This is a genomic window from Micromonospora sp. DT31 (assembly GCF_049841795.1).
In the GTDB taxonomy this organism is placed as follows: domain Bacteria; phylum Actinomycetota; class Actinomycetes; order Mycobacteriales; family Micromonosporaceae; genus Micromonospora.
Genome location: NZ_JBNCKZ010000001.1, coordinates 696,476 through 722,223 on the forward strand (window position 1 = coordinate 696,476; position 25,748 = coordinate 722,223).

The window sequence follows — 25,748 nt, forward strand, 5'->3', positions numbered from 1 at the left end:
TCAGCTGCTTGGCGATGCTCCTACGCGTCACGTCCCCTCGGCGACAGCCGATGAACCGCTTCCGGCGTGCGCCATGGTCGTACTCTCAGACACCCGACCGCAGGAGGCACGGATGGGATTGTCAGGCCGGGACTGCCCTGACTGTGGTCGTAGCGTCCGTCAGCCGTTCGAAAAGACGATCACCGGACGTGAGGTGTGCCCGGACTGCGCGAACGCCCTGTTCACGGGCTCCGCCACCGGAGCGATCACCGGGAATGTCGGCTCCGGATACGGGGTCTGGGCCATGCTCATGCGCAAAATTCGACGCTCCGGCTGACCGCACGGAGGTCTGTCCGTCGGCGGTGAGGGCCCGGAAGACCTCGCGGGCCAGGTAGCGCTTGAGGCAGCGGATGATCTCGCGTTTGGTCCTGCCCTCGGCGGTGCGCCGGGCCGCGTAGGCGCGGGTGCGGTCGTCGCAGCCGAGCCGGCCCAGGGCCAGGACGTAGAGAGCTCGGTCGGCGCCGCGGCTGAGCCGGTGCCGGTTGGTCCTGCCGGATGAGGCGGGAATCGGCGCGCCGCACAGGTGCGCGAACGCCGACTCGCTGTGCAGCCGTTCGGGGTTGTCGCCGGCCGCGGCCAGCAGCACCCCGGAAGTGTCGGACCCGACGCCTCGATCCCGGCGAGCTGACCGGGCCGGCACCGCGCCGCGGCCCTGACGAGTTGAGGTAGCGACAAACGCGCGCAGACGACCGCGTAGGGCATGCGGGGCGGTGACCAGCACGGCTGCTGGTTGGCAGTCTGGGTGCGAGCCTTCATCGCCGATCGGCGTACCAGCCGCAGATCGGCGGCCGCTTACAGCTGCGTCCGTGCCTCCTCCACCCACCGGAGAACACCCTGTGCATCGCAGGCCTTCGCGACCGCACCCGCCTCCTCGACCAGCGCCAGCGCGTCGTCGCGTTGCCCCTCTCCGGCGGTCAGGTAGGCGAGCGCAAGCAAGCCCGCGGCGACGCCAGCGGAGAACCCGATCTCCCGGCGAAGCCGTACGGATTCCTCCAACTGCTCACGCGCCCTGCTACCGGCTCCGGCGGCCATGTTCGCAAAGCCGAGGTGCCGAACCGCATATGACAGCGTCAGCTTGTCGCCGGCTTGCGTCGCCAGCTCGTACGACAGCGCAAGAGGCGGAACCGCGCCGTCATTGTCACGCCTGACCACTTGGTGGAAGGTGCCGACCCAGAACAGCGCCTCGGCCTCGCCGCGAACGTCCCCAAGCAGTTGATACAGCTGCGCCGCACGCTCGAAAAGCGCTAGCTCGTGTGGATCTTCGTTATCGTCCTCAAGGAACCGCGCATGAAGGATCCGGCCACGGGCCAGGGCGAGATCCGCCTCGACTCCGTCCAGTTCGCGCTCGGCGATCCCCAGCGCGTCGGCGTCGCCGCCGAAGACGGCTCGTTCGTAGAGCACCCGGGCGTGTTCGATTCGTTGTTCGCCGCTCATCGCCGCCCCATCTCCCAGCCCCGCCTGTCGATCGCGTATCGCCCGACGCGGATCCCTCGTGGTTGCATCCGCCCGGAGCCTAGATTGCCCGGCGAGGGCTCGGCCAGCCCTGGCCGAATGCTCGCTCATGCCGCAGATGGTGAAAGCTGTGACGTGCCCGTGCCCGTGCCCGTGCGCGGCGCTGAGGCGAGGTCAAATGGGCCCCTGTGCCAAGCATGAGTCGGTCCCGGTACGCCGGCGTTCTCGCGCATCACGACGACAAAGTCGTTCTCGTGTACGAGGAGTACCCACGGTGGGGCGGTCCCTACTGGAACGCGGACCTCGTTCTTCATGGCACGGCGGCGGTGACCGGATGGTCTGATTCAGGAGGCCCGCTGGTTTCCCGTCGAAGAAGCAAGCCGCTTGCTTCATGAGTTGCCCTACCGGCCGCTGTCGGAGCCGTCAGTTGCGGTCCTCACCCGTCAGGCTCAGCCCGGCGCCAACTGGGCGTACTCCGATCCGGAAGCGGAGCCGGTTGTCACCTACCCCAACGGGTGAAGGACATCTGCCACGTCCCTGCACTGCTGATGACCAAGACGCCCTACCGTGGGCAGACTCGCGTGCATACCGAGTCCGACCTGCGGGTCTTCCTTCGTTGGTGCAGCGACCACGGCCCTGACCCTCTCCCCAGCTCGGGTGGACATCGAGCGGTACGTGCGCTGGCTGCAAGACGTGCGCCGGTACCAGCCCTCGACGGTGTCCCGTCGGGTCTGCGTAATCGACGCGATCCTGGAGCACTCGCAGTTCGAGGCCCTTAGCACCGCCGCTCGGCCATCGACCGGGCCGTCAACGAGCGCACTGCCGGGCCGCTCCTGCGCAACATCCATGGTGGGCGGATGGACCGACACGCCGCCACTCGTCGGCTCAAGCACCTGGCCCACGTCGCGGGGATCCGGATGCCGAGGATGCACCCCCACATGCTGCGCCACACGTTCGTGACCACCATGCTCGACGCCGGCGTCAGCCTGCGCGACGTGCAGATCGCCGCTCGTCACGCCGACCCGCGTACCACCACGCGCTACGACCGAGCCCGCAAGAACCTCGACCGGCACCCCAACTACATCCCCGCCGCCTACATGGCCTCCGGGACGTAGCCAGCGCTCGCGGCTTTGCCGAGAAGATCGCGTTTGATTGCCACGCAAGGTGCGTTCCTGGCCGGAGGACTCATTGACCAGCAGCGTGACCGACCCGGACGTTCAATCGGTCACCGGGGTGCCGGCGTGCACAGCGCATTGAGCTCCGGGTAACTCACAGCTTGGTCGAGCGTGTGGTAGGTGCCCGCCTCCAGTAGCTCGCGGGCGGCCCGCTGAGCCACGCCATACGCTGCCTGGGCAATCGCGGTCCCGACGCTAATCCGGCGAACCCCGACAGCGGTCAGCTCGGCGACGGTCGGTCCGCCCGGTCCCGCCATCGCGTTAACCGGCAGCGGTGACGCTGCGGTCAGCACGCTGAGCGTGTCGAGGTTCAGCAGACCTGGCACGAACAGGCAGTCGGCGCCGGCCTTGGCGTATCCGGCAACGCGGGCGAGGACGGCGTCAAGCCGTCCTGCGGGCTCGCCGATCTGAAACAGGTAGACGTCGGTGCGGACGTTGATCACGAACTCCGGCACCCCGGCGCTGGCCGCCGCCTCCCGCGCGGCCTGGATACGTCGCATCTGCTCCTCGACGGGCAGCAGCGTGCCGTCTGCGGCGTCGGAGTCCTCGATGTTCACTCCAACGGCGCCCGCCTCGATTGTCGCCCGGACAGTGGCTGCCACGTCTTGGGGCGTGAGGCCGTATCCACCCTCGACATCGGCAGTCACCGGTACATCGACGGCCGCCGCGATGCGGCGCACCGCCGCCAGCATTTCCTCCCGTGTCAGCCTCTCCCCATCGGGCCGGCCGAGAGACCAGGCCACGCCGCCGCTGGTAGTCGCCACAGCGGCCGCGCCGGCCCGCGCCACCAAAGCCGCGCTGGCCGGATCCCAAGCATTCGGCAGCACCAGCACGGATTGATCGTGCAACGCCCGCAGCGTGCGAGCCTTATCGGTGACGAGCGCATCGGTCATGGTGTACCTCCATCAATCAGGTGAATGCAGAGACGATCGAACGCTCGCGGACGATGCCGCTCGACGGTCCGCTCGCGCGCCCGTCGAGCCGGTCATCAGCACGGAGGACGGCTGTCCCCGGGACGCCGCCGTCCCAGGTAGGGAAGCGCCGCCCGTCCACCGCTTCCGCAACCGCCGCGGCCGCTGTGTCGGCTCGATCGGCACGGCTTGAGTCTTCCTGGAACGAATCATCATGGCTGGCGGCTTCCGGCCCTGACCGTGCCAATGACGCGAATGGGCCCGACGCCACCGGCGGAAAGCGGCCGTCCTCGCCGCTCAGCCGGCCCGAGAGGCAATCCCGCTAGCGCACCGACAACCCCGCAAACGCCCGGTTCGTGCGGTTCGCCGCCACCGCCGCCCGCTGCTGACCCGCCGTCACCTCGATGTATGTCTGCGACGATGCCAACGACGCATGCCCCAGCAACCGCATGATCTCCGCCGCGCTCGCCCCGTCCTCCGCCAACCGCGTCGCGAACGTGTGCCGCAACGCGTGCAACCGGGCACCGCGCGGCACCCGGTCACCGATGCCTGCACGGCGATAACACGACTCCACCAGGTACTGCAGCCCACCACGGCGCAACGCCTCACCTCGGCGATCCACGAGAAACGGCGAGTCCGGCCGCACACTGCGGGAACCGAACCGGTGCCGTCGACTGTCCAGGTAGCTGGCCAACACTCGGTCCACGGCGTCCTCGATCGGCACCGTACGTGGCCGCCCACCCTTGCCCGCCACATCCACTCGCCGCTCGCCGTCGCGCCCGGCCACCGACGACACCCGCAGCGCCAACAGCTCCGACAGCCGCAGACCCGCGCACAACGCCAGCGCCAACACCGCCAGATCGCGCTCCGGCCACGGATCGCGCTGCCGGCCCTCCGACCGGGCCACCGCCGCCAGCAGTTCCTCAGGGGTGTCCTCGCCCCGCAGCGGTTTGGGCCGGGGGAGCGGCGTACGCGGCCGACCCACCGCCGGCATCGGGTTGCCGGGTACGACCCCCTCGGCCACCAGGAACGTGAAGAAGCTGTTCCAGGTCGACCAGGCACGGTGGACCGAGGCGGCGGAGCGGGGAGTGGCGAACCGTGCGAACGCCGCGCGCATGACCCGGGGGGACAGGGCGCTTATCGGGAGCCGGTCCGGGGGCAGGGGAGTGGCGTCGTCGGCCTCGTCCACCAGTCCGGCCACGATGGTCAGATCCCGCCGGTACGCGGCCACGGTGTGGGGGGAGGGCTTGCGGGTGGCCCGGGCGGTGAGGAACTCCTCAATCAGGGCCTCAACGCTTTCGTCCGGTTTGTCATGCATAAGGGATATTATGCATGATTCTCATGTTCGCGCCAGGAGGTCTACCCGGGCGAATGCGGCGGTCCGCACGATGACCGGCTTCCATCACCGAGGCGGCCTCCATGCCGGGCACCTTTCCGCCTTGGCGGCCATGAGGTTGGCGGCGATAAATCGGACAGCAGCCCGGTCACTCCATGACCAGTGGAGGGGGGTGGCGGTGGATGGTTGAGGCTGTGCCGCGGGAGGTCGGCGCGGGGAGATGCTGTGCCCGGGTTGCGGGCCGGCGGAGTGACCGGCATGCGGGCAACGGCAAGAGTCGCGTTCTTGGATCAGTGCGCTGATGCGCGGTTGGGCCGACCGCGCCGGCGAGACCGAACTCCGCGCACGCGGGGGTCGGGTGGATGCCATGCCTCGGACCGAAGGGCCGCCATGGTGTCCGCGCGCGGACACCATGGCGCCGGGGAGGCTCTCCTCCTCTTTACTTTACATAATGTACATTATCGAATCCGTGCGGACAGGTGCGTCAGGGGCCCAGCATGCCGCTCCGGCCGGTGTCGACCTGAACGTATGCCCGCCCGGGCCCCGCACCGACAGGCAGGGGCAAGCCGTTGGTCACCAGCTGGGCGGTTCGCCGGCCGGTGCGGGAGTCCAGGACGGTGACCTGCCAGCGGGCATCGCTGTCGGCCAGGGTCTTCAGCCGCGCGTCAGGGCGCGAACGGAGCGTCACCGCACCGTCGCGTACGTCGATGGCGGAGTCCACGCCGGTGCTCCGGTAGCGCCAGAGCACCCTGCCGGTGGAGGCGTCGACACCTGTCAGGCGCTGCCCGTCGCGTTCGACCCACACGTCGTTGCCGGCCACGCCGGTCGTCTCCTCGGGCAGGCGGTCGTCCCACGAGTCCAGGTGCAGCGCCGGCGTGCTTCGCCACTGTCCGTCGTCGAGGTCCACCGTGAAACCGCCATTGATCTTCCCCTGGGCGGTCGCCGTCCACATGTAGAACCGATCGGGGAAAAGTGTCATGCCCCGCATCTTCGTGCAGGGCAGATCGCTGGTGCGCCAGATGGCCTGTCCGGCCCGGACCGCCTCGTACTGGCAGTCGGCGCGGGACAGCAACACCACCTCCCCGACCGCTGCGGCGATCGAGCCCTCATGGCGGCCCAGTACGCGGCCGTCGAGTCCCACCGTCATGGCCCCGACCCGGGTGCCCTCGACGCCGGCTCCCCCACCTGCCGGCACGCCGGCGATCGCCACCACCGCGGGTACGAGGCGCACGCGACTGGTGTCGTCGACGTGCCCGCTGACCGGCCCGTTGCGCAGGGACACGTCGGACCTGCCTCCGGTCATCGTCCACGTCGGAGCACCGGAGCCCTTGTACGCGCGGTAGACGCACTGCTGGCCCTCGCAGTCCGGCAGCACGACGGTGCCGTTCCCGATGGCGGTGGCGAGAGTGCTCCGCCGTCCGCCGGGACGGATCGGTGTCGGGATCTCCCACAGCAGCTTGCCGTCGGCACTGTGGTAGCTGCCCCGCTCGCCGGAGACGACGAAGAACGTGCCGTCGGCGCCGACGCTGACCGCCTGGCTTCTCCGGGAGAGGCTGAACCTTTCCCGGCCGGTGGCGGGGTCGAGGCCGCGGATGAGGTCGGCGTCCACGACCAGCAGCGTCTGCGCGGACAGGTACACCTTCGGCCGTTGCGGGGCGGCGTCGTCGCGCCAGAGGTACGGGCCGTCCATCTGCGCGACCATCGCCCGGGGTGCCGCGATCACAGCGGCTGCCACGAGCAGGGCCACCACGGCGACGGCGCCGACCAGCGGCAGCCGGGGCCGGCCGGGCCGCCGTCGACCGGTGAGGTGCAGCGTCACCAGCGCCAGCCCGAGCGGGGCCGACACCGCACCGAGCAGGAACACCCAGTAGCGCGGTATCCAGATGCCGCCGGCGAGCAGGGCCACGCCGAGCAGGGCGAATGCGATGAGCCGGACCAACGTTCGGGGGTGGCGGCTACCGGCTCGGTCGGAGGGGTTGGCTTCTGCCAGTCGCTCCTGCGTCGTCATGGCGAGCAGACTGCCAGAGGTGGGGTTCGGCGGCGATGTCCAGGCCCAGCGGTCCTCGTGGTCAGGTGCCGACGTAGGTGGCCAGGTGTTCGCCCGTCAAGGTCGATCGGGCGGCCACGAGATCCGCCGGGGTGCCCTCGAAGACGATCCGGCCGCCGTCGTGACCGGCTCCCGGCCCGAGGTCGATGATCCAGTCGGCGTGTGCCATGACGGCCTGGTGGTGCTCGATGACGATGACCGACTTGCCCGCGTCGACCAGCCGGTCGAGCAGGCCGAGGAGTTGGGCGACGTCGGCCAGGTGCAGGCCGGTGGTGGGTTCGTCGAGGACGTACAGACCGCCCTTGTCCCCCATCCGGGTGGCGAGCTTGAGGCGTTGCCGTTCCCCGCCGGACAGTGTGGTCAGCGGTTGACCGAGGGTGAGGTAGCCGAGGCCGACGTCGGCGAGGCGGTCGAGGATGGTGTGGGCGGCCGGGGTGCGGGCGTCGCCGGTGCCGAAGAAGGTTTCGGCTTCGTTGACGGACATGGCGAGGACCTCGCTGATGTCGCGTCCGCCGAGGTGGTAGTCGAGCACGGCGGGCTGGAAGCGTTTGCCTTCGCAGTCTTCGCAGGTACTGGCGACGCCGGCCAGCATGCCGAGGTCGGTGTAGATGACGCCGGCGCCGTTGCAGGTGGGGCAGGCGCCTTCGGAGTTGGCGCTGAACAGGGCGGGTTTGACGCCGTTGGCCTTGGCGAAGGCCTTGCGGATGGGGTCGAGCAGGCCGGTGTAGGTGGCCGGGTTGCTGCGGCGGGACCCGCGGATGGCGGTCTGGTCGACGACGATGACGTCGTCGCGTTTGCCGAGCGAGCCGTGGATGAGGCTGGTCTTGCCGGAGCCGGCGACGCCGGTGACCACGACGAGGACGCCGAGGGGGATGTCGACGTCGACGTCGCGCAGGTTGTGGGTGTCGGCGCCGCGGATGGGCAGGGTGCCGGTGGGCGTACGCGGCGTGTCCTTGAGGGTGGCGCGGTCGTCGAGGTGGCGGCCGGTGGTGGTGTCGCTGGCGCGCAGGCCGGCGACGGTGCCCTGGTAGCAGATGGTGCCGCCGGCGGTGCCGGCGCCGGGTCCGAGGTCGACGACGTGGTCGGCGATGGCGATGGTTTCGGGTTTGTGTTCGACGACCAGGACGGTGTTGCCCTTGTCGCGTAGTTGCCGCAGGAGGTTGTTCATCCGGGCGATGTCGTGGGGGTGCAGCCCGATGGTGGGTTCGTCGAAGACGTAGGTGACGTCGGTGAGGGACGAGCCGAGGTGGCGGATCATCTTGGTGCGTTGGGCCTCGCCGCCGGAGAGGGTGCCGGCGGGCCGGTCGAGGCTGAGGTAGCCGAGGCCGATCTCGACGAACGAGTCGAGGGTGTCCCCCAGTGCCTTCAGCAGCGGGCCGACGGAGGGTTCGTGCAGGTCGCGTACCCAGGTGGCGAGGTCGCTGATCTGCATGGCGCAGGCGTCGGCGATGTTGATGCCGTTGATCTTCGAGGAGCGCGCTTCGGGGGCCAGGCGGGTGCCGTCGCAGTCGGGGCAGGTGGTGAAGGTGACGGCGCGTTCGACGAAGGCGCGGATGTGGGGCTGCATGGCGTCGACGTCCTTGGCGAGCATCGACTTGCTGATGGCCGGGATCAGGCCGGTGTAGGTGACGTTGATGCCGTCGACCTTGATCTTGGTGGGTTCCTTGTGGAGCAGGTCCTGCAACTCGCGCTTGGTGTAGTCGCGGATGGGTTTGTCTGGGTCGAAGAAGCCGCTGGAGCGGAAGATGCGGCCGTACCAGCCGTCCATGGTGTAGCCGGGGATGGTGATGGCGCCCTCGTTGAGGGAGAGCTTCTCGTCGTAGAGGACACCGAGGTCGAAGTCGGTGACGGCGCCGCGGCCCTCGCAGCGGGGGCACATGCCGCCGAGGCGGTTGAAGGTGCCCTTCGTGGTCCGGGTCTTGCCGGGGCCGCGTTCGACGGTGACGGCGCCGGTGGCGCGTACGGAGGGGACGTTGAAGGAGTAGGCGTTGGGTGGGCCGATGTGGGGTTTGCCGAGGCGGCTGAACAGGATGCGCAGCATGGCGTTGACGTCGGTGGCGGTGCCGACGGTGGAGCGCGGGTCGGCGCCCATGCGTTCCTGGTCGACGATGATGGCGGTGGTGAGGCCTTCCAGGATGTCCACCTCGGGGCGGGACAGGGTGGGCATGAAGCCTTGGACGAAGGCGCTGTAGGTCTCGTTGATGAGGCGTTGGGACTCGGCGGCGATGGTGCCGAAGACCAGTGAGCTCTTGCCGGAGCCGGAGACGCCGGTGAAGACGGTGAGGCGTCGTTTGGGCAGGTCGACGTCGACGCCGCGCAGGTTGTTCTCGCGGGCGCCGTGGACGCGGATGACGTCGTGGGTGTCGGCGCGGTGCGGGCCGGGGGTGGCCTTGCTCATGGTCTCTCCGTCCGGTTGAGCGGGGTTCGAGCGAGCCGGCGGCCTCCGCCCTCTGGATCCGGGCGTGGGGCCGCCGGGTGGGTCAGCGTCGCTCGTTGATGCGGATGAGGTTGCCGGTGGGGTCGCGGAAGGCGCAGTCGCGGACGCCGTAGGGCTGGTCGGTGGGTTCCTGGACGACGTCGGCGCCGCTGGCGACGAGGCGGTCGAACAGGCCGTCGAGGTCGTCGGTGGCGAGGGTGAGCGCGGCGTAGCTGCCCTTGGCGATGAGTTCGAGGATGGTGCGGCGTTCGTCGTCGGTGATGCCCGGGTCGACGGCCGGGGGGTGCAGGACGATGCCGGTCTCGGGTTGGTCGGGCGGCCCGACGGTGAGCCAGCGCATGTTGTTGCTTCCGACGTCGTTGCGCAGGTCGAAGCCGAGGGTGTCGCGGTAGAAGGCGATGGCGGCGTCGGCGTCGGTGTGCGGGAGGAACGCGTAGTGGATGGTGATGGTCATGCTGGTCACGCTAGTGGCGGTGGGCTGGTGCGGGCTTCTCGATTCCTGATCGGTCGGGTTGCCTGTTTGGTCAGGCACGGGGGTGGTTCGGCGGTGGCGGGTGCGTGGCGGGCGCGGTAGGCGCTCGGTGGTTCGCCGACGAGTTCGGTGAAGCGGGTGCTGAAGGTGCCCAGGGACTGGCAGCCGACGGCGAAGCAGACGTCGGTGACGCTGAGGTCGCCGCGGCGGAGCAGGGCCATGGCGCGTTCGATGCGGCGGGTCATGAGGTACGCGTACGGGGATTCGCCGTAGGTCTGGCGGAACTGGCGGCTGAGGTGGCCGGCGGACATGTGCGCGCCGCGGGCGAGGGCGTCGACGTCGAGAGGGGTGGCGTATTCGCGGTCGATGCGGTCGCGGACGCGGCGCAGCCGGGTGAGGTCACGTAGGCGTTGGGTGAACGCGGGGTCGTCGGTGGCCGGCCGGTCGGGTTGCACGTGTTGCATCGTGCCTGGTGGTCGGCGGGTGGTCCACCAGGCGTGGGGGTGTGTCGGTGATCAGCGCAGCCGGCGGGCGGTGAACCGGGTGGGTGGGTCGGCGATGGCGTCCTGGGCGGCGACGAGTTGGAGTTCGCGGGTGCCGGCGGTGAGGGTGGCTTCGAGTACGGCGTAGATCGAGTTGGTGGTGTGTTGCAGGGCGGTGGCGGGTGAGCCGGTGGTGGCGAGGTGGGCGAGGTAGAGGGCGGCGGTGACGTCGCCGCCGCCGTTGGGGGCGATCGGCAGCAGCGGGGTGGTGACGGCCCAGGCGCCGGCGTCGGAGACGGCGACGACGTCGAGGTGGTCGGCGGGCAGGTCGCCGTGCAGGACGCTGGTGACCAGGACGTGGGCCGGGCCGGTGGCGCGTACGGCGTCGACGGCGGCGAGCAGCTCGTCGAGGGTGTCGGTGCGGCGGTCGGCGAGGAATTCCAGCTCGAACTGGTTGGGGGTGACGATGTCGGCGCGGGGTACGACGGTGTCGCGCAGGTATTCGGGGATGCCGGGGCGGACGAACATGCCGCGGCCGACGTCGCCCATGACGGGGTCGCAGCAGTAGAGCGCGGCGGGGTTGGCGGCTTTGACCCGGGCGACGGCGTCGAGGATGACCGCGCCGACGGCGGGGTCGCCCTGGTAGCCGGAGAGGACGGCGTCGGCGGTGCCGAGTACGCCGCGGTCGTCGATGCCGTTGATGACGTCGGCGACGTCGGTGGGGGCGAGCAGTGGGCCGCGCCAGGCACCGTAGCCGGTGTGGTTGGAGAAGTGCACGGTGAGTACCGGCCAGACCTCGTGTCGGAGGCGTTGGAGGGGGAACACGGCGGCGGAGTTGCCGACGTGGCCGTAGGCGACTGACGACTGGATGGACAGGATCTTCACCGGGTCATCGTCGCATCCCGGTGCCGGGGTGACCGGTGGTGGTGTGCCGGTGACGGGCGGGCGTGGCGGGGGCCGTTGGACTCAGGGTTTCGACCGTCGGGCGATCGCCGGGTTTGGGTGCTGCGTGTGGTGGGGGATGAACGGGGTGTTCCCGCCATCTGAACGGAGGAAGCAATGTGCTTTCCGCACTCGATCGTCGGCACACGGTCGCGCCGCCGGGGTACAGCCGGTGGCTGATTCCCCCGGCCGCGTTGGCGATCCACCTGTGTATCGGGCAGGTGTATGCGACGAGCGTGTACAAGAACTCGTTGATCGCTCATTTCGGGACGGGGTAGACGGCGATCGGGGTGGCGATCATGGGGTTCGGTGGTGGGGTGATGGTGGCCTCTCCCCTGTCGCGGCAGGTGTTGGGGCGGTGGCCCCGGGCCGCGGCCGGTCAGAGGCCGCCGGAGACGCGTAGCACCGCGCCTGTGGTGTAGGAGGCGTCCGGGCCGAGCAGGTGGGCGATCGCGCCGGCGACCTCCTCGGGGTGGCCGGCGCGGCCCAGCGGGATGCGGCCGGCTGCGGTGTCGGGGCGGTCGGGCACGCCGGAGCGGGCGTGGATGGTGGTGCGGATGATGCCGGGGGCGACGGCGTTGACCCGGATGCCGCGTGGTGCGAGTTCCTTGGCCAGGCCGATGGTGAGGGTGTCGGTGGCGGCCTTCACGGCGGCGTAGTGGATGTACTCGCCGGGTGAGCCGAGCGTGGCCGCGGCGGAGGAGACGTTGACGATGGCCCCGCCGTGGGTGAGCCGCCGGGCCGCTTCCTGGGCGCACAGGACGTAGCCGATGAGGTTGACGTCGACGACCTCGCGCAGGTTTGCCAGGCGCAGGTCGGTGAAGGGGCCGATCGGGCTGGTGACGCCGGCGTTGTTGACCAGGCCGGTGAGCGGGCCGAGCTGCTCGGCGGCGGCGAAGATCCGGCGTACCTGTTCGGGGTCGGTGGTGTCGGCGGCGACGGTGACGGCGCGTCGGCCGGCGGCGCGCACGTCGGTGGCCACGGCTTCCGCGGCGGCGTGGTCGCCGCGGTAGCCGATCACCAGGTCGTGGCCGTCGGCGGCGAGTCGGCGTACGGTGGCGGCACCGATGCCGCGTCCTCCCCCGGTGACGATGGTGACGCAGGTCAATGCCCTGCTCCCCTCCTCGTGGTACGGGTGACGTTACCGTGGGCGGGGCGGTCCCCGCGGTGCAGAGAGGACGGTCACATGGGGCGGGCGCTGGTGTTGGGTGGCGGTGGGGTGACCGGGGTGGCCTGGGAGCTGGGGTTGTTGGCCGGGCTGGCCGGTCAGGGGCTGTCGCTGGACGAGGCGGATCTGGTGGTGGGCACGTCGGCGGGGTCGGTGGTCGGGGCGCAGGTGTGTTCCGGGGTGCCGCTGCCGCAGTGGTACGCGGCGCAGTTGCGCCCGCCACGCGACGAGGTGCCGGCGCGGCTGGGCGTGGGTGTGTTGGCGCGGTGGGCGTGGGCCGGTGGGCGGGGTCGGGACGCGGCGCGGGCCCGTGCGCGGCTGGGGGCGTTGGCGTTGTCGGCGCGTACCCCGTCGGAGCAGTCGCGGCGGGCGGTGATCGCGGCGCGGCTGCCGTCGGACCGGTGGCCGGCGCGGCGGCTGCTGGTCACCGCCGTCGACGCGGTCTCCGGTGAGTTCGTGGTGTTCGACGCGGACATGGGGGTGTCGCTCGTCGACGCGGTGGGTGCGAGTTGTGCGGTGCCGGGGGTGTGGCCGCCGGTCACGGTCGGCGACCGCCGCTACGTCGACGGCGGGGTCCGCTCACCGGTGAACGCCGACCTGGCGGCGGGGTGCGGGCAGGTGGTGGTGCTGGCGCCGACGCGCGCCGCGGTGGGGCCGATGCCGCGGTTGTCGGCGCAGGTGGCGGCGTTGCGGTCGGCGGGGGCGCGGGTGGCGGTGGTGTCGCCGGACCGGGCGGCGCGGGCGGCGATCGGGCGTAACGTGTTGGATCCGGCGCGGCGGGCGGCGTCGGCGCGGGCCGGGTTCGCGCAGGCCGCGGAGGTGGCCGGTGAGGTGGCGGCGGTCTGGGCGTGACGGGCGCGCGGCCGGCGGTCGAGCGCACCGGACGCCCGGTGACGTCGCGGTGTCACGTGCCGGGCGGTGTGACGGCGGCGACGGTCAGGTCGACGATGCTGTCGGCGTAGGCGTCGGTCAGCGGGCCGGTGCGCAGCAGCCAGCGGTGGTAGAGCGGGCCGAACAGCAGCTCCACCACCTGGTCCAGGGGGGCGTCGGTGCGGACCTGGCCGGCGTCGCGGGCGGCTGCCAGGCGGGTGCGGACCGCGTTCAGTTGGGGGCGGAGCAGGCGGTCGCGCACCTGGTCGGCCAGTTCCTCGTCGGCGAGGGTCTCGATGGTGAGGGCGCGGGTGGTGGCGGACAGCCGTGGGTCGGCGAACTCGGCGACCGTGGCCCGCAGCACCTGGCGCAGGTCGGCGCGTAGGTCACCGGTGTCGGGCAGGGCGAGGACCGCCGGCATGTTGTCGACGAGCGCGTCGAGGATGACCGGGCCCTTGCCGCGCCACCAGCGGTAGATGGTCTGTTTGCCGACGCCGGCGCGGGCGGCGATCGCTTCGACGGTCACGGCCGAGTAGCCGGTCTCGGTCAGCAGTTCCAGGGCGGCGGCGAGGATCGCGCGGCGGGACTGCTCGTTGCGGCGGGCGGGTTGTGGAGTCACTCCACCACCCTATCGCGAGACGAAACGTCTCGTCTTGACGGGCGCCCGGTGTCGTGCTCTTCTTATGGCGAGACGGAACGTTCCGTCTCGGAGCTTGAGGAGACCCCGTGTCGCACATCGCCATGGTCAGCATTCCGTTCCACGGACACGTCAACCCGAGCCTGGAGATCATTCGGACGCTCGTGCGGCGCGGCCACCGGGTCACCTACGCCAACGACCCCACCTTCGCCGAGGTCGTCGAGGGCACCGGTGCCGAACTGAAGCCCTACGACACCACGCTTCCCCGCGACGGTGGCGCCGGCACCGACGACCCGATCGAGCAGCTCACCCTCTTCCTCGACGACGCCATAGCCATGCTGCCGCAGTTGCGTGCCGCCTACGCCGACGACCGGCCGGATCTCTTCCTCTACGACATCGCCGGCGCGCCCGCCCGGCTACTCGGCGAACAGTGGGCAGTTCCGGCCATCCAGCTGTCCTCGACGTTCGTGGCCTGGGACGGCTACGAGCAGGAGACGGCACCCGTCGTCGAGGCCATGCGGGCCGACCCGCGCGGCGCCGAGTACTACCGGCGGTTCGAGGAGTGGCTGACCGCGCAGGGTTCGTCGGTCACCGACAGCATCGCCTTCCAGGGGCGCCCGGCGCGCGGCCTCGTGCTGCCACCGCAGGCGTTGCAGCCCCACGCCGACCGGGTGGACCGGTCGGTCTACAGCTTCGTCGGCCCGGTCCTGGGCGACCGCTCCGACCAGGGGTCCTGGGCACGTCCGGACGGCGTCGAGAAGGTGCTGCTGGTCTCCCTGGGTTCCGCGTTCACCAGGCAGCCCGAGTTCTACCGCCGCTGCGTCGCCGCGTTCGGTGACCTGCCCGGCTGGCACACCGTCCTGCAGATCGGCGGCCACGTCGACCCCGCCGAGCTCGGTGCCGTCCCGGACAGCGTCGAGGTCCACCGGTGGGTGCCGCAACTGGCCGTGCTGCAACAGGCCGACGCCTTCGTCACCCACGCCGGCATGGGCGGCAGCAGCGAAGGCCTCTACTGCGGAACCCCGATGATCGCCGTCCCGCAGGCGGTCGACCAGTTCGCCAACGCCGAACAACTGGCCGCGCTGGGCGTCGCCCGGGTCGTGGACTCGGCCACCGTCACCGCCGCGCAGCTGCGCGAGACGCTGCTCGCCCTCACCACGGACCCCGCCGTGTTCGCCCGCAGCGCCGAGCTGAGGCGGCAGGCCCGGGAGGCGGGAGGCGCCGACCGGGCCGCCGACCTGATCGAGGTCGAACTCGGCGCGGCCGGCGACCCCGCCGGGCGGCCTCGGGCGAGCGGCGGGTGAACCGCCGCCCTGCCTCCCGCACACGGCCACCGCAGGTGCCGGGCGCGCGGGCGTCGGGTTACGCCCCGGGGTGCTGCCGGCGCAGGTGCGCGAGCCGCCGGTTGAGGTAGCGCTGTTCGGGAAGGCTGCCGGTCAGCGCGGCCGCGGTGCGGTAGTGCTCGGCGGCGGCCGTCGGGTCGCCGCCGAGCTCCAGCAGGTGGGCGCGGACGGCGTGCAGGCGGTGGTGGCGGCGCATCGCCGGGTCGGCGAGCAGCGGGTCGAGCAGGGCCAGCCCGAGCGCGGGGCCGTGCGCCATGGCCACGGCCACGGCCTGGTTGAGGGTGACGAACGGGGTGAGGGCGACCCGGCTCAACATGTCGTAGAGGACGCTGATCTGGAGCCAGTCGGTGGCCTCGAAGGTCGGTGCCTCGGCGTGCACGGCGGCGATGGCCGCCTGGAGCTGGTAGCGGCCCACCGGGCCGCGGGGCAGGGCGTGGCCGAGCAGCGTGACACCCTCGTCGATGAGGTGGCCGTGCCACCGTGAGCGGTCCTGGTCGGCAAGCGGCACGAGGTCACCGGCGGCGTCGGTGCGCGCGGGTGACCGGGCGTGGGTGAGCAGCATCAGCGCCAGCGCGCCGGTGACCTCGTGGTGCTCGGGCAGCGCGTCGTGGACCTGCCGGGTCAACCGGATCGCCTCCTCGGCGAGTTCGACGTCGAGGAGCTGGTCCCCGGAGGTGCGGGCGTAGCCCTCGCTGAACACGAGGTGGCACACGTCCAGCACGGCGGCCACCCGCTCCGGCAGTGCGTGCGGCGGCGGCATGGTGAACCGGGCGCCGGCCGCGCGCAGGGTCGCACGGGCCCGGTGCAGGCGCTGGGTCATGGTGCGGGCCGGCACCAGGTAGGCGGCGGCGATCTGCTCGGTGCGCAGGCCCGCCACCGCGCGCAGCGTCAGCGCGACCTGCGACGGGCGGCTCAGGGCCGGGTGGCAGCAGAGGAACAGCAGCCGCAGCGTGTCGTCGTCGCCGGTCGCGGGTGTGTCGTCGGCCGCCGGTGCGATGCCGGCGTCGGGCTGCCGAGCCGCGTCCAGGGTCTCGCGGCGGACCCGCGCCGAGTCGGCGCGCAGCCTGTCGATCAGCCGTCGTGACGCGACCCGGATGAGCCACGCCCGGGGATCGTCGGGGACGCCGGTGAGCGGCCACCGGGCGGCGGCCGCCTCCGCCGCGTCCTGCAGGGCGTCGTCGCAGGCGTCGGGCCGGCCGTAGCGGCGCAGCAGCGCGCCGCGCACGTGCGGCGCCTCCCGGCGCCACACGTCCGCGAGCGGCGGTCCGCTACTGATCGGCGCCGCCGGGCCACATCAGGGGCCGCAGTTCGACAGTCTCCCCCGGGCCGGTGAACCTCGCGGCGACGGCTTCCGCGCGGGCGGCGTCCTCGACGTCGATGAGGAAGAAGCCGGCCAGGTGTTCCTTGGCCTCGGAGTACGGGCCGTCGGTGGCCAGGGGCGCGCCGTCGCGCCACCGGTAGAGCCGGGCGGCCGACGGGTCACCGAGCGCCTCGCCGCCGAGCAGTTCGCCGTTGGCGTGCAACTCGTTCATCACCTGCTCGAAGTCGGCGTTGAGCCGATCGCGTACCTCGGCGGGCAGGTCCTGGTGGTCGGCCAGGTATTCGGAGGTGGGGTGGCCCCACGGCTGCGGATTCGAGTGGACCATGATCACGTACTTCACTGTCGTTCCCTCGTGTCGGTCGACGGCGGTTTCCGTCGCTCGCCGGTACGTCGGAGCCGGATCGCCGATGTCTACATATCCTCGCCTCATGAGTAACGCGATGGGTGTCGGTGACCTGGTCGAGGATTTCACGCTGCCGGACCAGACGGGCACGCCACGGCGGCTGTCGGAGTTTCTGGCCGCCGGAGCGGTGGTGCTGTTCTTCTACCCGGCGGCGATGACCCGCGGGTGCACGGCGGAGAGCTGCCACTTCCGGGATCTCGCGGCGGAGTTCGCGGCGGTGGGCGCGACCCGGGTGGGGATCAGCCGCGACCCGGTGCAGCGGCAGGCGGAGTTCTCCCGCCGGCACGGGTTCGACTATCCGCTGCTGTCCGACGTCGACGGGGCGGTGGCGGACGCGTTCGGGGTGCGGCGGCGGCTGCCGCTGGGCGCGCTGAGCACGCGGCGGATGACGTTCGTCATCGGCCCGGACCGGCGGGTGCTGGCCGTGGTGCACAGCGAGCTGAGCATGAACGAGCACGCCGACGCCGCGCTGCGGGCCCTCGGGGGCTGACCGCCGCGGTGTCGCAGCCGGCTGGTATCAAGACCGCAGTCAAACAGATGTACGGAAGAGGGCGTGATGGCGGGTCAGGGTTTGTCCACTGACGAGGTTCAGGGGATCCGGGAGGCGCTGGCCGCGGGCCGCAAACCCCGGGTGGTGTTCACCGAGGCGGCCGGGCAGATGGCCGGTCAGCTCGGGCAGGTGGTGGAGCTGACCGATCCGGCGGCGTCGGAGGAGTTCGTGGTGGTGCGGTTCGGCCGCGACGAGCTGCCCTTCTCCCCCACCGACGTGGCGATCGCGCCGAAGGGTGCCGGCCGGCGGGCGACCGCCGAGGCGAAGCCGGAGCCGGAGCAGCCACCGGTGCCACCGGCGCCGGAGTTCGTGCTGGACGCGCCGCGGGTGCCGGCGCCCCGGCGGGAGGAGCCGAAGACGGAGGAGCCGAAGGCGGAGCCGGCACCGGCGGACGCCAAGCCGGCGAAGCGGGCGGCGAAGGCCGCGAAACCGAAGACCCCGCCCGGGTTGACCGTGACGCTGGCCTACGCCGAGGGCGAGTGGACCGTCGCCGCGCAGCAGGGCGCGAAGGCGCTGGCCCGGCCGTACGTGGTGAAGCCGGCCGAGGCACTGCGGATGGTGGCGCTGGTCGACGTGCCGGGGGTGCAGGAGGCGGTGGAGCAGATCATGGCCGCGGAGCGGGCCGAGGCGGAGCAGCAGGCGGAGAAGCTGCGCGCCGAGCTGGCGGAGATCGAGGCGCGGCTGGCGGAGTTGCGCGAGGCGCGGTGAGACGCCCCGCGGGGCCGGTGCGACCCCCTCGCACCGGCCCCGCGTTACCCCTGCGCCCACAGGTTCGATCAGTGTCGCGGAATGTTCTGTACCCCGATTCGGCGGCGGAACACCCAGTACGTCCATCCCTGATAGGCGAGCACGATCGGGGTGAACACCACCGCCACCCAGGTCATGATCTTCAGGGTGTACGGGGTGGACGCGGCGTTGGTGGCGGTCAGCGTGCCGGCCGGGTCGAGGGTGGACGGCATCACGTTCGGGAACAGCGCGGCGAACAGGGTCGCCACGGCCAGGGCGATGGCCACGGCGGTGCCGGTGAACGCCCAGCCCTCCCGGCGTACCTTGGCCGCGGCCAGCCCGCCGAGCAGGGCGAGGGCGGCGCCGACGGCGAACACGACGGCGACGGCGCTGGAGCGGATGGTCAGCGTCCAGCCGAGGAACGCCACGGCGGCCACGGCGGTGCCGACGCCGAGCTTGACCGCCAGGGCGGCGGCGCGCTCGCGGATGTCGCCTGTGGTCTTGAGCGCCAGGAACACCGCGCCGTGGGTGAGGAACAGCCCCAGGGTGGTCAGGCCGCCCAGCAGCGCGTACGGGTTGAGCAGGTTGAACAGGCCGCCGACGTACTCGTGGTCGGCGTCCAGGGGCACGCCGCGGAAGATGTTGGCGAACGCCACTCCCCACAGCACGGCGGGCACCGCCGAACCCCAGAAGATGGCCAGGTCCCAGCGGCGCTTCCAGGCCGCCTCGGGCCGCTTGTGCCGGTACTCGAAGGCGACGCCCCGGGCGATCAGCGCGAGCAGGATGAGCAGCAGCGGCAGGTAGAAGCCGGAGAACAGGGTGGCGTACCACTCGGGGAAGGCGGCGAACATGGCGCCGCCGGCGGTGATCAGCCAGACCTCGTTGCCGTCCCAGACCGGGCCGATCGTGTTGATCATGACGCGGCGTTGCCTGTCGTCGCGGCCGAGCACGGGCAGCAGCATCCCGACGCCGAAGTCGAAGCCTTCGAGGATGAAGTAGCCGGTGAACAGCACGGCCACGAGGAGAAACCAGACGGTAGTCAGTTCCACGGTGAGGGCTCCGGGGTCAGTAGGCGAACGCCAACGGGCGCTCGGCGTCGTCGTCGTCGGTGTCGTCGTCGGTCTCCGGGGTGAGGTCGGGTACGCCGGCGCGGGCGTAGCGGACCAACAGCTTGAACTCGACGACCGCGAGGACCGCGTAGATGACGGTGAAGGCGGTGAAGGAGGTGAGCACCTCGGTGAGGGAGACGGTGCGGGACACGCCGTCGCGGGTGAGCATCTCGCCGAAGACGATCCAGGGCTGGCGGCCCATCTCGGTGAAGATCCAGCCGAAGGAGTTGGCCAGCAGCGGCAGCACGGGCATGACCAGGCCGGCGCGCAGCAGCCACTTGCTGGTCGGGGTGCGGCCCTTGCGCTGGCTCCAGAGCACCAGCAGGGCGATAGCGGCGGCGGCCAACCCGAAGGCGATCATGAAGCGGAAGCTCCAGTAGGTGACCGGGATGATCGGGGCGTAGTTGCCGGGGCCGTACTGGCTGGCGTACTGGGCCTGGAGGTCGTTGATGCCCTGCACGGTGCCGTTGGGGTCGCCGGTGCCGAGGAACGACAGCAGGTACGGGATCTTGACGGCGAACAGTTCCCGGCTGCCGTCGAGGCTGCCGACGGTGAGCACGGAGAACGAGGCGGGGCTCTCGGTGGTGTAGAGGCCCTCGGCGGCGGCCATCTTCATCGGCTGCACCTCGGTCATGATCTTGCCTTGGATGTCGCCGGTGATGACGACGAGCGCCGAGGAGATCAGGACCACCCAGGAGCCGAGCTTGGTGGCGAAGCGGTAGGCGCCGGTGTCGGGGCTGTCGCGGTTGCGCATCATGTGCCACAGGCCGACGGTCACCACGAGCGAGCCGGCGACCAGGAACGCCCCGGCGAGGGTGTGCGGGAAGGTGACCAGGGCGACCTTGTTGGTGAGCACGGCGACGAAGTCGGTCAGCTCGGCGCGGCCGCTGTCCGGGTTGATCCGGAAGCCGACCGGGTTCTGCATGAACGAGTTCGCGGCGAGGATGAAGTACGCCGACAGGTTGGTGCCGATCGCGGCGGCCCAGATCGCGGCCAGGTGCAGCCGCTTGGGCAGCCGGTCCCAGCCGAAGATCCACAGGCCGATGAAGGTGGATTCGAGGAAGAAGGCGACCAGGGCCTCGATGGCCAGCGGGGCGCCGAAGATGTCGCCGACGAAACGGGAGTAGTCGCTCCAGTTCATGCCGAACTGGAACTCCTGCACGATGCCGGTGACCACACCCATCGCGAAGTTGATCAGGAATAGCTTGCCGTAGAACTTGGTGAGTTTGAGGTACCGCTCGTTTCCGGTGCGATACCACATGGTCTGGAGGATGGCCACCAGCACCGACAGGCCGATGGTCAACGGCACGAACAAGAAGTGGTAGACGGTGGTGACACCGAACTGCCAGCGGGCGACGTCCAACGCGTCCACCAGTTAACCCCCAGCTGCGCATACTACGAGACGTAGTAGATACTACTCGGCGTCGTAGCGGAAGCAGCAGGGCCGCACGGCCTCAAGGGACCCGGGACCAATGACCCTGATCACCCTTGCCGGAGGGCCCTGATCACCTCTTGCCGCAGGGCCCGGCTGCGCCGCGCGGCGCAGCCGGGCCGGTGCCCCGACCGCCGCACGCGTGCGATCATCCAGGACTGATGAACAGCACCCCTTGGCGCGCGCCGCTGCTGTGGCGGGGCGCGCAGACGCTCGCCCGCGCCGCCGTCGGACTACTCGGCCGGCTTGAGGTCACCGGCGACGTGCCGGACGCACTGCGCCGCGGTCCGCTGATCCTGGCGGCCAACCACATCAGCCCCTTCGACCCGTTGGTGCTCGCCGCCGCCTGCCGGGCCCGGCGCGTCGCCCCCCGGATCATGGCCACCGGCGGGCTGTTCCGCGCCCCGGTGGTCGGGGCGCTGATGCGCCACGCCGGGCACATCCGCGTCGACCGGGGCACCGCCGCGGTGCACCGCTCGCTGGAGGCCGCCGCCGACGCGCTGGCCGCCGGCTCGGTGGTGCTGGTCTACCCGGAAGGGCGCATCGGGATCGCCCCGGGCATGTGGCCCGAGCGCGGCCGCACCGGAACCGCACGCCTCGCTCTCGCCAGCGGCGCCACCGTCGTGCCGGTCGCCCAGTGGGGCTCCCACGAGGTGCTGCCCTATCGGGCGCCCCGGGGAATGCTGCGCGGCCTGGCCCGGGCGTTGGCCCGGCGGCCGGTCATCCGGGTGCACTTCGGTGACCCGGTGCCGCTGCACGACCTGCCCCGCAACTCCCCCGGCGGCGCCCGGCAGGCCACCGACGCGATCATCGACGCGATCACCGACGCCCTGGCGCCGCTGCGGCCCGACGAGCCCGACCAGCCGCGGCACGTCGACCCGGGCCGCCCGGTGGACCCCGGCCGCGCGCACCGCCGCCACCGGGTCTGAGCCCGCCGCCCGTGACAGGCGTCGTCTGCCCGGCTACGCCCGGCAGACGCGGGCAGTCAGGGCGTGGCGGCGGCGCGCAGGCGCTCGTCCAACGCGGCCAGGTCCGGCACGAACCACACCTGGTCGTGGCGGTTGGACTCGGCGACCAGGGCGCGCAACGCGCCGCTGTGGGCCAGGTGCGCGGAGATGTCCCCGACCACCGCCAGGCGCAGCCGGTAGTTGACGAACTTCTGCATCACCTCACCGGCGAAGCGGGTGCCCAGCGCGAAGAAGCTCGGGTCGAGGCGGGCGGCGGGCACCGCCACCACGGTCGCGCCGAGGAACGCCGCGCCGATCAGGTCCAACGCGTCGCGTTCGGTGGCGATCGGCGGTCCGGCCGGGTCGCACACCAGCACCTGCGCCCCGGCCCGCTCCTGCAACAGGTCAGGCACGGCCGACCTCGCCGTCGCGCGGGCCGTCGCCGTGGCGCAGGCCGTTGTCGCCGTCGAGCACCGCGCCGAGCAGGCGTAGCAGGTCGGCGGTGGAGTCCAGGTCGCCCAGAATCATGATCGTCATACGGTGGCGCTCCTCGTCGTGGACCGTCTGCACACGCAGCGGACGATCCGGGTCGTGGTGGGTGTTGACGCCGGCCAGCACCAGCGTGGCGAGCCGGTCGGCGGCGGCCCGGTCGACGCCGTCGAGGCGTACGACGCTTGAGGTCTCCGCCGCCGGCCGGGCCACCGCGGGAGGGCGGCCGGTCAGCGCGTCCAGGTCCGCGCGGGCGATCCGGTACTGCTTGCCGATGCGCACCGCCCGCAGCCGGCCGGAGCGGATGTAGCCGCGCACCGTGCGCACGTGCAACCCGAGCAGGCTCGCCACCTGCTCCACCGAGTACAGGTCGTTACTCATCGGACCCTACGTTAGCTCCCCGAGGGAAGGATAGGGAGTTTTCCCGACCGGGCATGTGTGGGTGGACGAGGGCGGGCATACTGCCGGCGTGCAGCCCCGTCACGGCTACCTCGACGCGCCGACACCGCTGGCCTTCGCCCACCGCGGTGGGGCGGCGGACGGGGACGAGAACACCGTCGCCGCCTTCGCCCGGGCGGTGGACCTGGGCTACCGGTACGTGGAGACCGACGTGCACGCCACCGCCGACGGCGTGCCGGTGATCTTCCACGACCCGACGCTGGAACGGGTCACCGGTGAACCCGGCCGCATCGCCGACCTGCGTTGGACCGACCTCGCCTCGGTACGCGTCGGCGGGGCCGCCCTGGTCCCCCGCCTCGACGAGGTCCTCGACGCGTGGCCGCAGGTGCGGTTCAACGTCGACGTCAAGACCGACGCGGGCGCCGAGCCCACCGTCGCCACGATCACCCGGGCCGGCGCCGGGGACCGGGTGCTGCTCGCCTCGTTCAGCGACGCCCGGCTGACCCGGCTGCGCGCGCTGGCCGGCCCGAAGGTCGCCACCAGCCTCGGCATGCGCGGCGTGGCCCGGCTGCGGCTGGCCTCGCTGCACGGGCGACCGGTGCGGCTGCCGCCGTCGGTCGTCGCCGCCCAGGTTCCCGTCTCCTACGGGCCGGTCCCGGTCGTCGACAGGCGTTTCCTGGCGTACTGCCACCGGATCGGGTTGCAGGTGCACGTCTGGACGATCGACGAACCTGACCGGATGCACCACTTACTTGATCTTGGGGTGGATGGCATCATGACCGATCACGTCGGCGTGCTCCGCGACGTCTACCGCAGCCGCGGCCACTGGGCCGCCTGACCCCCTCAAGGACCGCCCCGATGGCCGACACGGTCACCCCCGCCGTCACCGACCCCGCCGCCGGGCCCGGCAGCACCCGCCGCGAACGCACCGGCTGGTACTTCTACGACTGGGCCAACTCCGCGTTCCAGACGACGGTCATCACAGTCTTCCTCGGGCCGTTCCTGACCACCGTCACCGAACTGGCCGCCGGCTGCGAACTGGGCGCGGACACCTGCGACGGTGCGGTGTACCCGCTGGGCATCAAGGTCGCCGCCGGCTCCTTCTACCCGTACCTGATCTCCCTGTCGGTGTTCCTCACCGTGTTCGTGCTGCCCGTGATCGGCGCGATCGCCGACCGGTCGGCGCACAAGAAGCGGCTGCTGGCCGCCGCGGCGTTCACCGGCGCCGGGGCGACCATCGCGTTCGCGTTCGTCACCGGCGAGCGCTACCTGCTCGGCGGCGCGCTGTTCATGATCGCCAACATCTCGTTCGGCGCCGCCGTGGTCGTCTACAACTCGTTCCTGCCGCAACTGGGCGGCCCGGACGAACGCGACGGCATCTCCAGCCGCGGCTGGGCGATCGGCTACCTCGGCGGCGGGGTGCTGCTGGCGCTCAACCTGGTCGCCGTGACGATGCTCAGCGAGGACGGCAACGCCCAGCGCACCCTCGACCTGGCCCGCTGGTCGATCGTGTCGGCCGGCGTGTGGTGGGCCGCGTTCACCCTGGTCCCGCTGCGCTGGCTACGCGAACGGCCCGGCGGGGCGGTCGGCCACGGCGAGGGCGGCGGGAACGTGCTCACCGACGGGTTCCGGCAGCTCGGGCGCACCCTGCGGGAGATCAAGGCGTACCCGCTCACCCTGTACTTCCTGCTCGCCTTCCTGGTGTTCAACGACGGCATCCAGACCGTCATCACCCTCGCCAGCCAGTACGGCACCGAGGAGTTGCGACTGGAGCAGGGCACCCTGATCGTGACCATCCTGCTGGTGCAGTTCCTCGCCTTCGGCGGCGCGCTCACCCTCGGCGCCCTGGCCCGACGCATCGGCGCGTGGAAGACCGTGCTGCTGTCGCTGGTGCTGTGGACCGGCGTGATCATCGCCGCGTTCCGGCTGCCCGCCGAGGCGCCCGTGCCGTTCATGATCCTCGGCGGCTGCATCGGTCTGGTCCTGGGCGGCAGCCAGGCCCTGAGCCGTTCGCTGTTCAGCCAACTCATCCCGGCCGGCAAGGAAGGCGAGTACTACGGCTTCTACGAAATCAGCGACAAGGGCACCAGTTGGCTCGGCCCGCTGGCCTTCGGGCTGGTGTTCCAGCTGACCGCGTCGTACCGGGTCGGCCTGGTCTCGCTGCTCATCTTCTTCGTGGTCGGGTTCGCGCTGCTGGCCGCCGTGCCGATGCGCCGGGCCATCATCGCCGCCGGCAACACCCCGCCCCGGGTGCTCTGACCCGGGGCGGGGGGCGGATCATCGCGGCACGGACAGGCGGGCGTCGATGGGCTAGGCTGCCCCGACGTGACCGACGCCGCCTCGAACTGCCTGGCCCGACCGCTGCCGGGCCCCGACGACGCCCGTGCCGGCTGCGCCGCCGCCCGCGGCGCCGACGGCCGTCCCCTGCACGCCGCCGCGCTGAAGTTCTTCTGGGGGCCGATGGACTGCGGCAAGTCCACCATGGCGTTGCAGATGAACCACAACCACGCCCGGCAGGGCCGCCGCGGGCTGGTCACCACCCGCATCGACAGGTCACTGGGCCCGCAGGTCACCACCCGCATCGGCCTGGCCCACGAGGCCGTGGAGGTCACCGACGACCTCGACCTGCGCGACCTGGTCCGCGACGCCTGGGCCGAAGGGGTACGGGTGGACTACCTCATCTGCGACGAGGCATCGTTCTACAACCTGGAACACGTCGAGCAGATGGCCGAACTGGTCGACAACTTCGACGTCGACGTCTACGCGTTCGGCCTGGCCACCGACTTCCGCTCCTGCCTGTTCCCGGCCGCACAACGGCTGTTCGAACTGGCCGACGAGGTGGCCCGCATCCAGATCGAGGTGCTCTGCTGGTGCGGCCGGGAAGGGCTGCTCAACGCCCGGGTGGTGGGCGGCCGGGTGGTCCGCGAGGGCGCGCAGGTCGTCATCGGCGACACCGTGGACACCGCCGACGTGCGCTACCAGGTGCTGTGCCGACGGCACTTCCGTTCCGGCGACCTCGGGCCGCGCACCGCCTGAGCGGCACCGCACCGCCTGAGCGGCA

At 71.5% G+C, this 25,748-nt stretch carries 25 protein-coding genes and 1 pseudogene; 9 read left to right on the forward strand and 17 right to left on the reverse strand.

From position 1 onward, the window contains the following. Positions 1–343: 343 nt before the first annotated feature. Both ACLQ2X_RS03100 and ACLQ2X_RS03105 read right to left on the reverse strand, forming a co-directional pair. Positions 344–622: pseudogene (locus ACLQ2X_RS03100) on the reverse strand (transposase); the annotation flags it as partial. Between the two features lie 209 nt (positions 623–831). After that, positions 832–1,473, reverse strand: a complete 642-nt coding sequence (locus ACLQ2X_RS03105) for a tetratricopeptide repeat protein (protein WP_425679369.1) — start codon at positions 1,471–1,473, stop codon at positions 832–834. An 860-nt stretch (positions 1,474–2,333) separates the two neighbouring features. Between ACLQ2X_RS03105 and ACLQ2X_RS03110 the strand changes: the two genes are divergently transcribed. After that, positions 2,334–2,606 (forward strand): tyrosine-type recombinase/integrase, encoded by a 273-nt coding sequence (locus ACLQ2X_RS03110; protein ID WP_425679537.1) that lies wholly within the window; start codon positions 2,334–2,336, stop codon positions 2,604–2,606. Positions 2,607–2,716: 110 nt separating this feature from the next. On the opposite strand, the gene ACLQ2X_RS03115 is transcribed toward ACLQ2X_RS03110, so the two are convergent. From ACLQ2X_RS03115 to ACLQ2X_RS03150, 8 genes are all read right to left on the reverse strand, one after another. Continuing rightward, positions 2,717–3,559: an isocitrate lyase/PEP mutase family protein gene (locus tag ACLQ2X_RS03115; RefSeq protein WP_425679370.1), complete on the reverse strand. Its 843-nt coding sequence runs from the start codon at positions 3,557–3,559 to the stop codon at positions 2,717–2,719. A gap of 340 nt (positions 3,560–3,899) precedes the next feature. Beyond that, complete coding sequence (locus tag ACLQ2X_RS03120) at positions 3,900–4,895, reverse strand: tyrosine-type recombinase/integrase (RefSeq protein WP_425679371.1); 996 nt, start codon at positions 4,893–4,895, stop codon at positions 3,900–3,902. 502 nt (positions 4,896–5,397) lie between these two features. Continuing rightward, positions 5,398–6,921, reverse strand: a complete 1,524-nt coding sequence (locus ACLQ2X_RS03125) for a PQQ-binding-like beta-propeller repeat protein (protein WP_425679372.1) — start codon at positions 6,919–6,921, stop codon at positions 5,398–5,400. A gap of 61 nt (positions 6,922–6,982) precedes the next feature. Then, positions 6,983–9,358, reverse strand: coding sequence for an ATP-binding cassette domain-containing protein (locus ACLQ2X_RS03130; RefSeq protein ID WP_425679373.1), 2,376 nt, complete (start codon positions 9,356–9,358; stop codon positions 6,983–6,985). A gap of 82 nt (positions 9,359–9,440) precedes the next feature. Next, complete coding sequence (locus ACLQ2X_RS03135; RefSeq protein WP_425679374.1) at positions 9,441–9,851, reverse strand: VOC family protein; 411 nt, start codon at positions 9,849–9,851, stop codon at positions 9,441–9,443. A gap of 5 nt (positions 9,852–9,856) precedes the next feature. Further along, positions 9,857–10,333, reverse strand: a complete 477-nt coding sequence (locus ACLQ2X_RS03140; protein ID WP_425679375.1) for a helix-turn-helix transcriptional regulator — start codon at positions 10,331–10,333, stop codon at positions 9,857–9,859. 51 nt (positions 10,334–10,384) lie between these two features. Next, positions 10,385–11,236, reverse strand: coding sequence for a pyridoxal kinase PdxY (gene pdxY, locus ACLQ2X_RS03145; RefSeq protein ID WP_425679376.1), 852 nt, complete (start codon positions 11,234–11,236; stop codon positions 10,385–10,387). A 436-nt stretch (positions 11,237–11,672) separates the two neighbouring features. Continuing rightward, positions 11,673–12,401, reverse strand: a complete 729-nt coding sequence (locus tag ACLQ2X_RS03150; RefSeq protein ID WP_425679377.1) for an SDR family NAD(P)-dependent oxidoreductase — start codon at positions 12,399–12,401, stop codon at positions 11,673–11,675. A 78-nt stretch (positions 12,402–12,479) separates the two neighbouring features. Here ACLQ2X_RS03150 and ACLQ2X_RS03155 point away from each other — a divergent pair, with 78 nt between their 5' ends. Then, positions 12,480–13,313 (forward strand): patatin-like phospholipase family protein, encoded by an 834-nt coding sequence (locus ACLQ2X_RS03155; RefSeq protein ID WP_425679378.1) that lies wholly within the window; start codon positions 12,480–12,482, stop codon positions 13,311–13,313. 52 nt (positions 13,314–13,365) lie between these two features. Here ACLQ2X_RS03155 and ACLQ2X_RS03160 read toward each other — a convergent pair whose 3' ends face one another. Further along, on the reverse strand, positions 13,366–13,950 hold the full coding sequence (locus tag ACLQ2X_RS03160) for a TetR/AcrR family transcriptional regulator (protein WP_425679379.1): 585 nt from the start codon (positions 13,948–13,950) through the stop codon (positions 13,366–13,368). 122 nt (positions 13,951–14,072) lie between these two features. Here ACLQ2X_RS03160 and ACLQ2X_RS03165 point away from each other — a divergent pair, with 122 nt between their 5' ends. Then, on the forward strand, positions 14,073–15,272 hold the full coding sequence (locus ACLQ2X_RS03165; protein ID WP_425679538.1) for a macrolide family glycosyltransferase: 1,200 nt from the start codon (positions 14,073–14,075) through the stop codon (positions 15,270–15,272). A gap of 58 nt (positions 15,273–15,330) precedes the next feature. Here ACLQ2X_RS03165 and ACLQ2X_RS03170 read toward each other — a convergent pair whose 3' ends face one another. Both ACLQ2X_RS03170 and ACLQ2X_RS03175 read right to left on the reverse strand, forming a co-directional pair. Next, positions 15,331–16,560 (reverse strand): RNA polymerase sigma factor, encoded by a 1,230-nt coding sequence (locus ACLQ2X_RS03170; protein WP_425679380.1) that lies wholly within the window; start codon positions 16,558–16,560, stop codon positions 15,331–15,333. 19 nt (positions 16,561–16,579) lie between these two features. Then, positions 16,580–16,972, reverse strand: a complete 393-nt coding sequence (locus tag ACLQ2X_RS03175; protein WP_425679381.1) for a YciI family protein — start codon at positions 16,970–16,972, stop codon at positions 16,580–16,582. 88 nt (positions 16,973–17,060) lie between these two features. Here ACLQ2X_RS03175 and ACLQ2X_RS03180 point away from each other — a divergent pair, with 88 nt between their 5' ends. Next, positions 17,061–17,525 carry a peroxiredoxin gene (locus tag ACLQ2X_RS03180; protein ID WP_425679382.1) on the forward strand — a complete coding sequence of 155 codons (465 nt, stop codon included), beginning with the start codon at positions 17,061–17,063 and terminating at the stop codon, positions 17,523–17,525. Between the two features lie 66 nt (positions 17,526–17,591). Next, positions 17,592–18,293: a hypothetical protein gene (locus tag ACLQ2X_RS03185; protein ID WP_425679383.1), complete on the forward strand. Its 702-nt coding sequence runs from the start codon at positions 17,592–17,594 to the stop codon at positions 18,291–18,293. A 68-nt stretch (positions 18,294–18,361) separates the two neighbouring features. On the opposite strand, the gene cydB is transcribed toward ACLQ2X_RS03185, so the two are convergent. Beyond that, the gene (gene cydB, locus ACLQ2X_RS03190) at positions 18,362–19,360 is read right to left on the reverse strand and encodes a cytochrome d ubiquinol oxidase subunit II (protein WP_425679384.1); all 999 of its coding nucleotides are present in this window, start codon (positions 19,358–19,360) and stop codon (positions 18,362–18,364) included. Between the two features lie 16 nt (positions 19,361–19,376). Continuing rightward, complete coding sequence (locus ACLQ2X_RS03195; RefSeq protein WP_425679385.1) at positions 19,377–20,792, reverse strand: cytochrome ubiquinol oxidase subunit I; 1,416 nt, start codon at positions 20,790–20,792, stop codon at positions 19,377–19,379. 221 nt (positions 20,793–21,013) lie between these two features. On the opposite strand from ACLQ2X_RS03195, the gene ACLQ2X_RS03200 reads away from it, so the two are divergent. After that, the gene (locus ACLQ2X_RS03200) at positions 21,014–21,781 is read left to right on the forward strand and encodes a lysophospholipid acyltransferase family protein (protein ID WP_425679386.1); all 768 of its coding nucleotides are present in this window, start codon (positions 21,014–21,016) and stop codon (positions 21,779–21,781) included. Positions 21,782–21,837: 56 nt separating this feature from the next. Here the strand turns inward: ACLQ2X_RS03200 and ACLQ2X_RS03205 are convergent, their stop codons facing one another. Then, on the reverse strand, positions 21,838–22,212 hold the full coding sequence (locus ACLQ2X_RS03205) for a DUF4180 domain-containing protein (RefSeq protein WP_425679387.1): 375 nt from the start codon (positions 22,210–22,212) through the stop codon (positions 21,838–21,840). After that, positions 22,205–22,669 carry a helix-turn-helix domain-containing protein gene (locus ACLQ2X_RS03210; RefSeq protein WP_425679388.1) on the reverse strand — a complete coding sequence of 155 codons (465 nt, stop codon included), beginning with the start codon at positions 22,667–22,669 and terminating at the stop codon, positions 22,205–22,207. The genes ACLQ2X_RS03205 and ACLQ2X_RS03210 overlap by 8 nt, the downstream gene beginning before the upstream one ends. Positions 22,670–22,757: 88 nt before the next feature. Here ACLQ2X_RS03210 and ACLQ2X_RS03215 point away from each other — a divergent pair, with 88 nt between their 5' ends. From ACLQ2X_RS03215 to ACLQ2X_RS03225, 3 genes are all read left to right on the forward strand, one after another. After that, complete coding sequence (locus ACLQ2X_RS03215; protein ID WP_425679389.1) at positions 22,758–23,525, forward strand: glycerophosphodiester phosphodiesterase; 768 nt, start codon at positions 22,758–22,760, stop codon at positions 23,523–23,525. Positions 23,526–23,545: 20 nt separating this feature from the next. Beyond that, on the forward strand, positions 23,546–24,946 hold the full coding sequence (locus ACLQ2X_RS03220; RefSeq protein ID WP_425679390.1) for an MFS transporter: 1,401 nt from the start codon (positions 23,546–23,548) through the stop codon (positions 24,944–24,946). Positions 24,947–25,036: 90 nt separating this feature from the next. After that, positions 25,037–25,723, forward strand: coding sequence for a thymidine kinase (locus ACLQ2X_RS03225; RefSeq protein ID WP_425679539.1), 687 nt, complete (start codon positions 25,037–25,039; stop codon positions 25,721–25,723). The last annotated feature ends 25 nt before the right edge of the window (positions 25,724–25,748 follow it).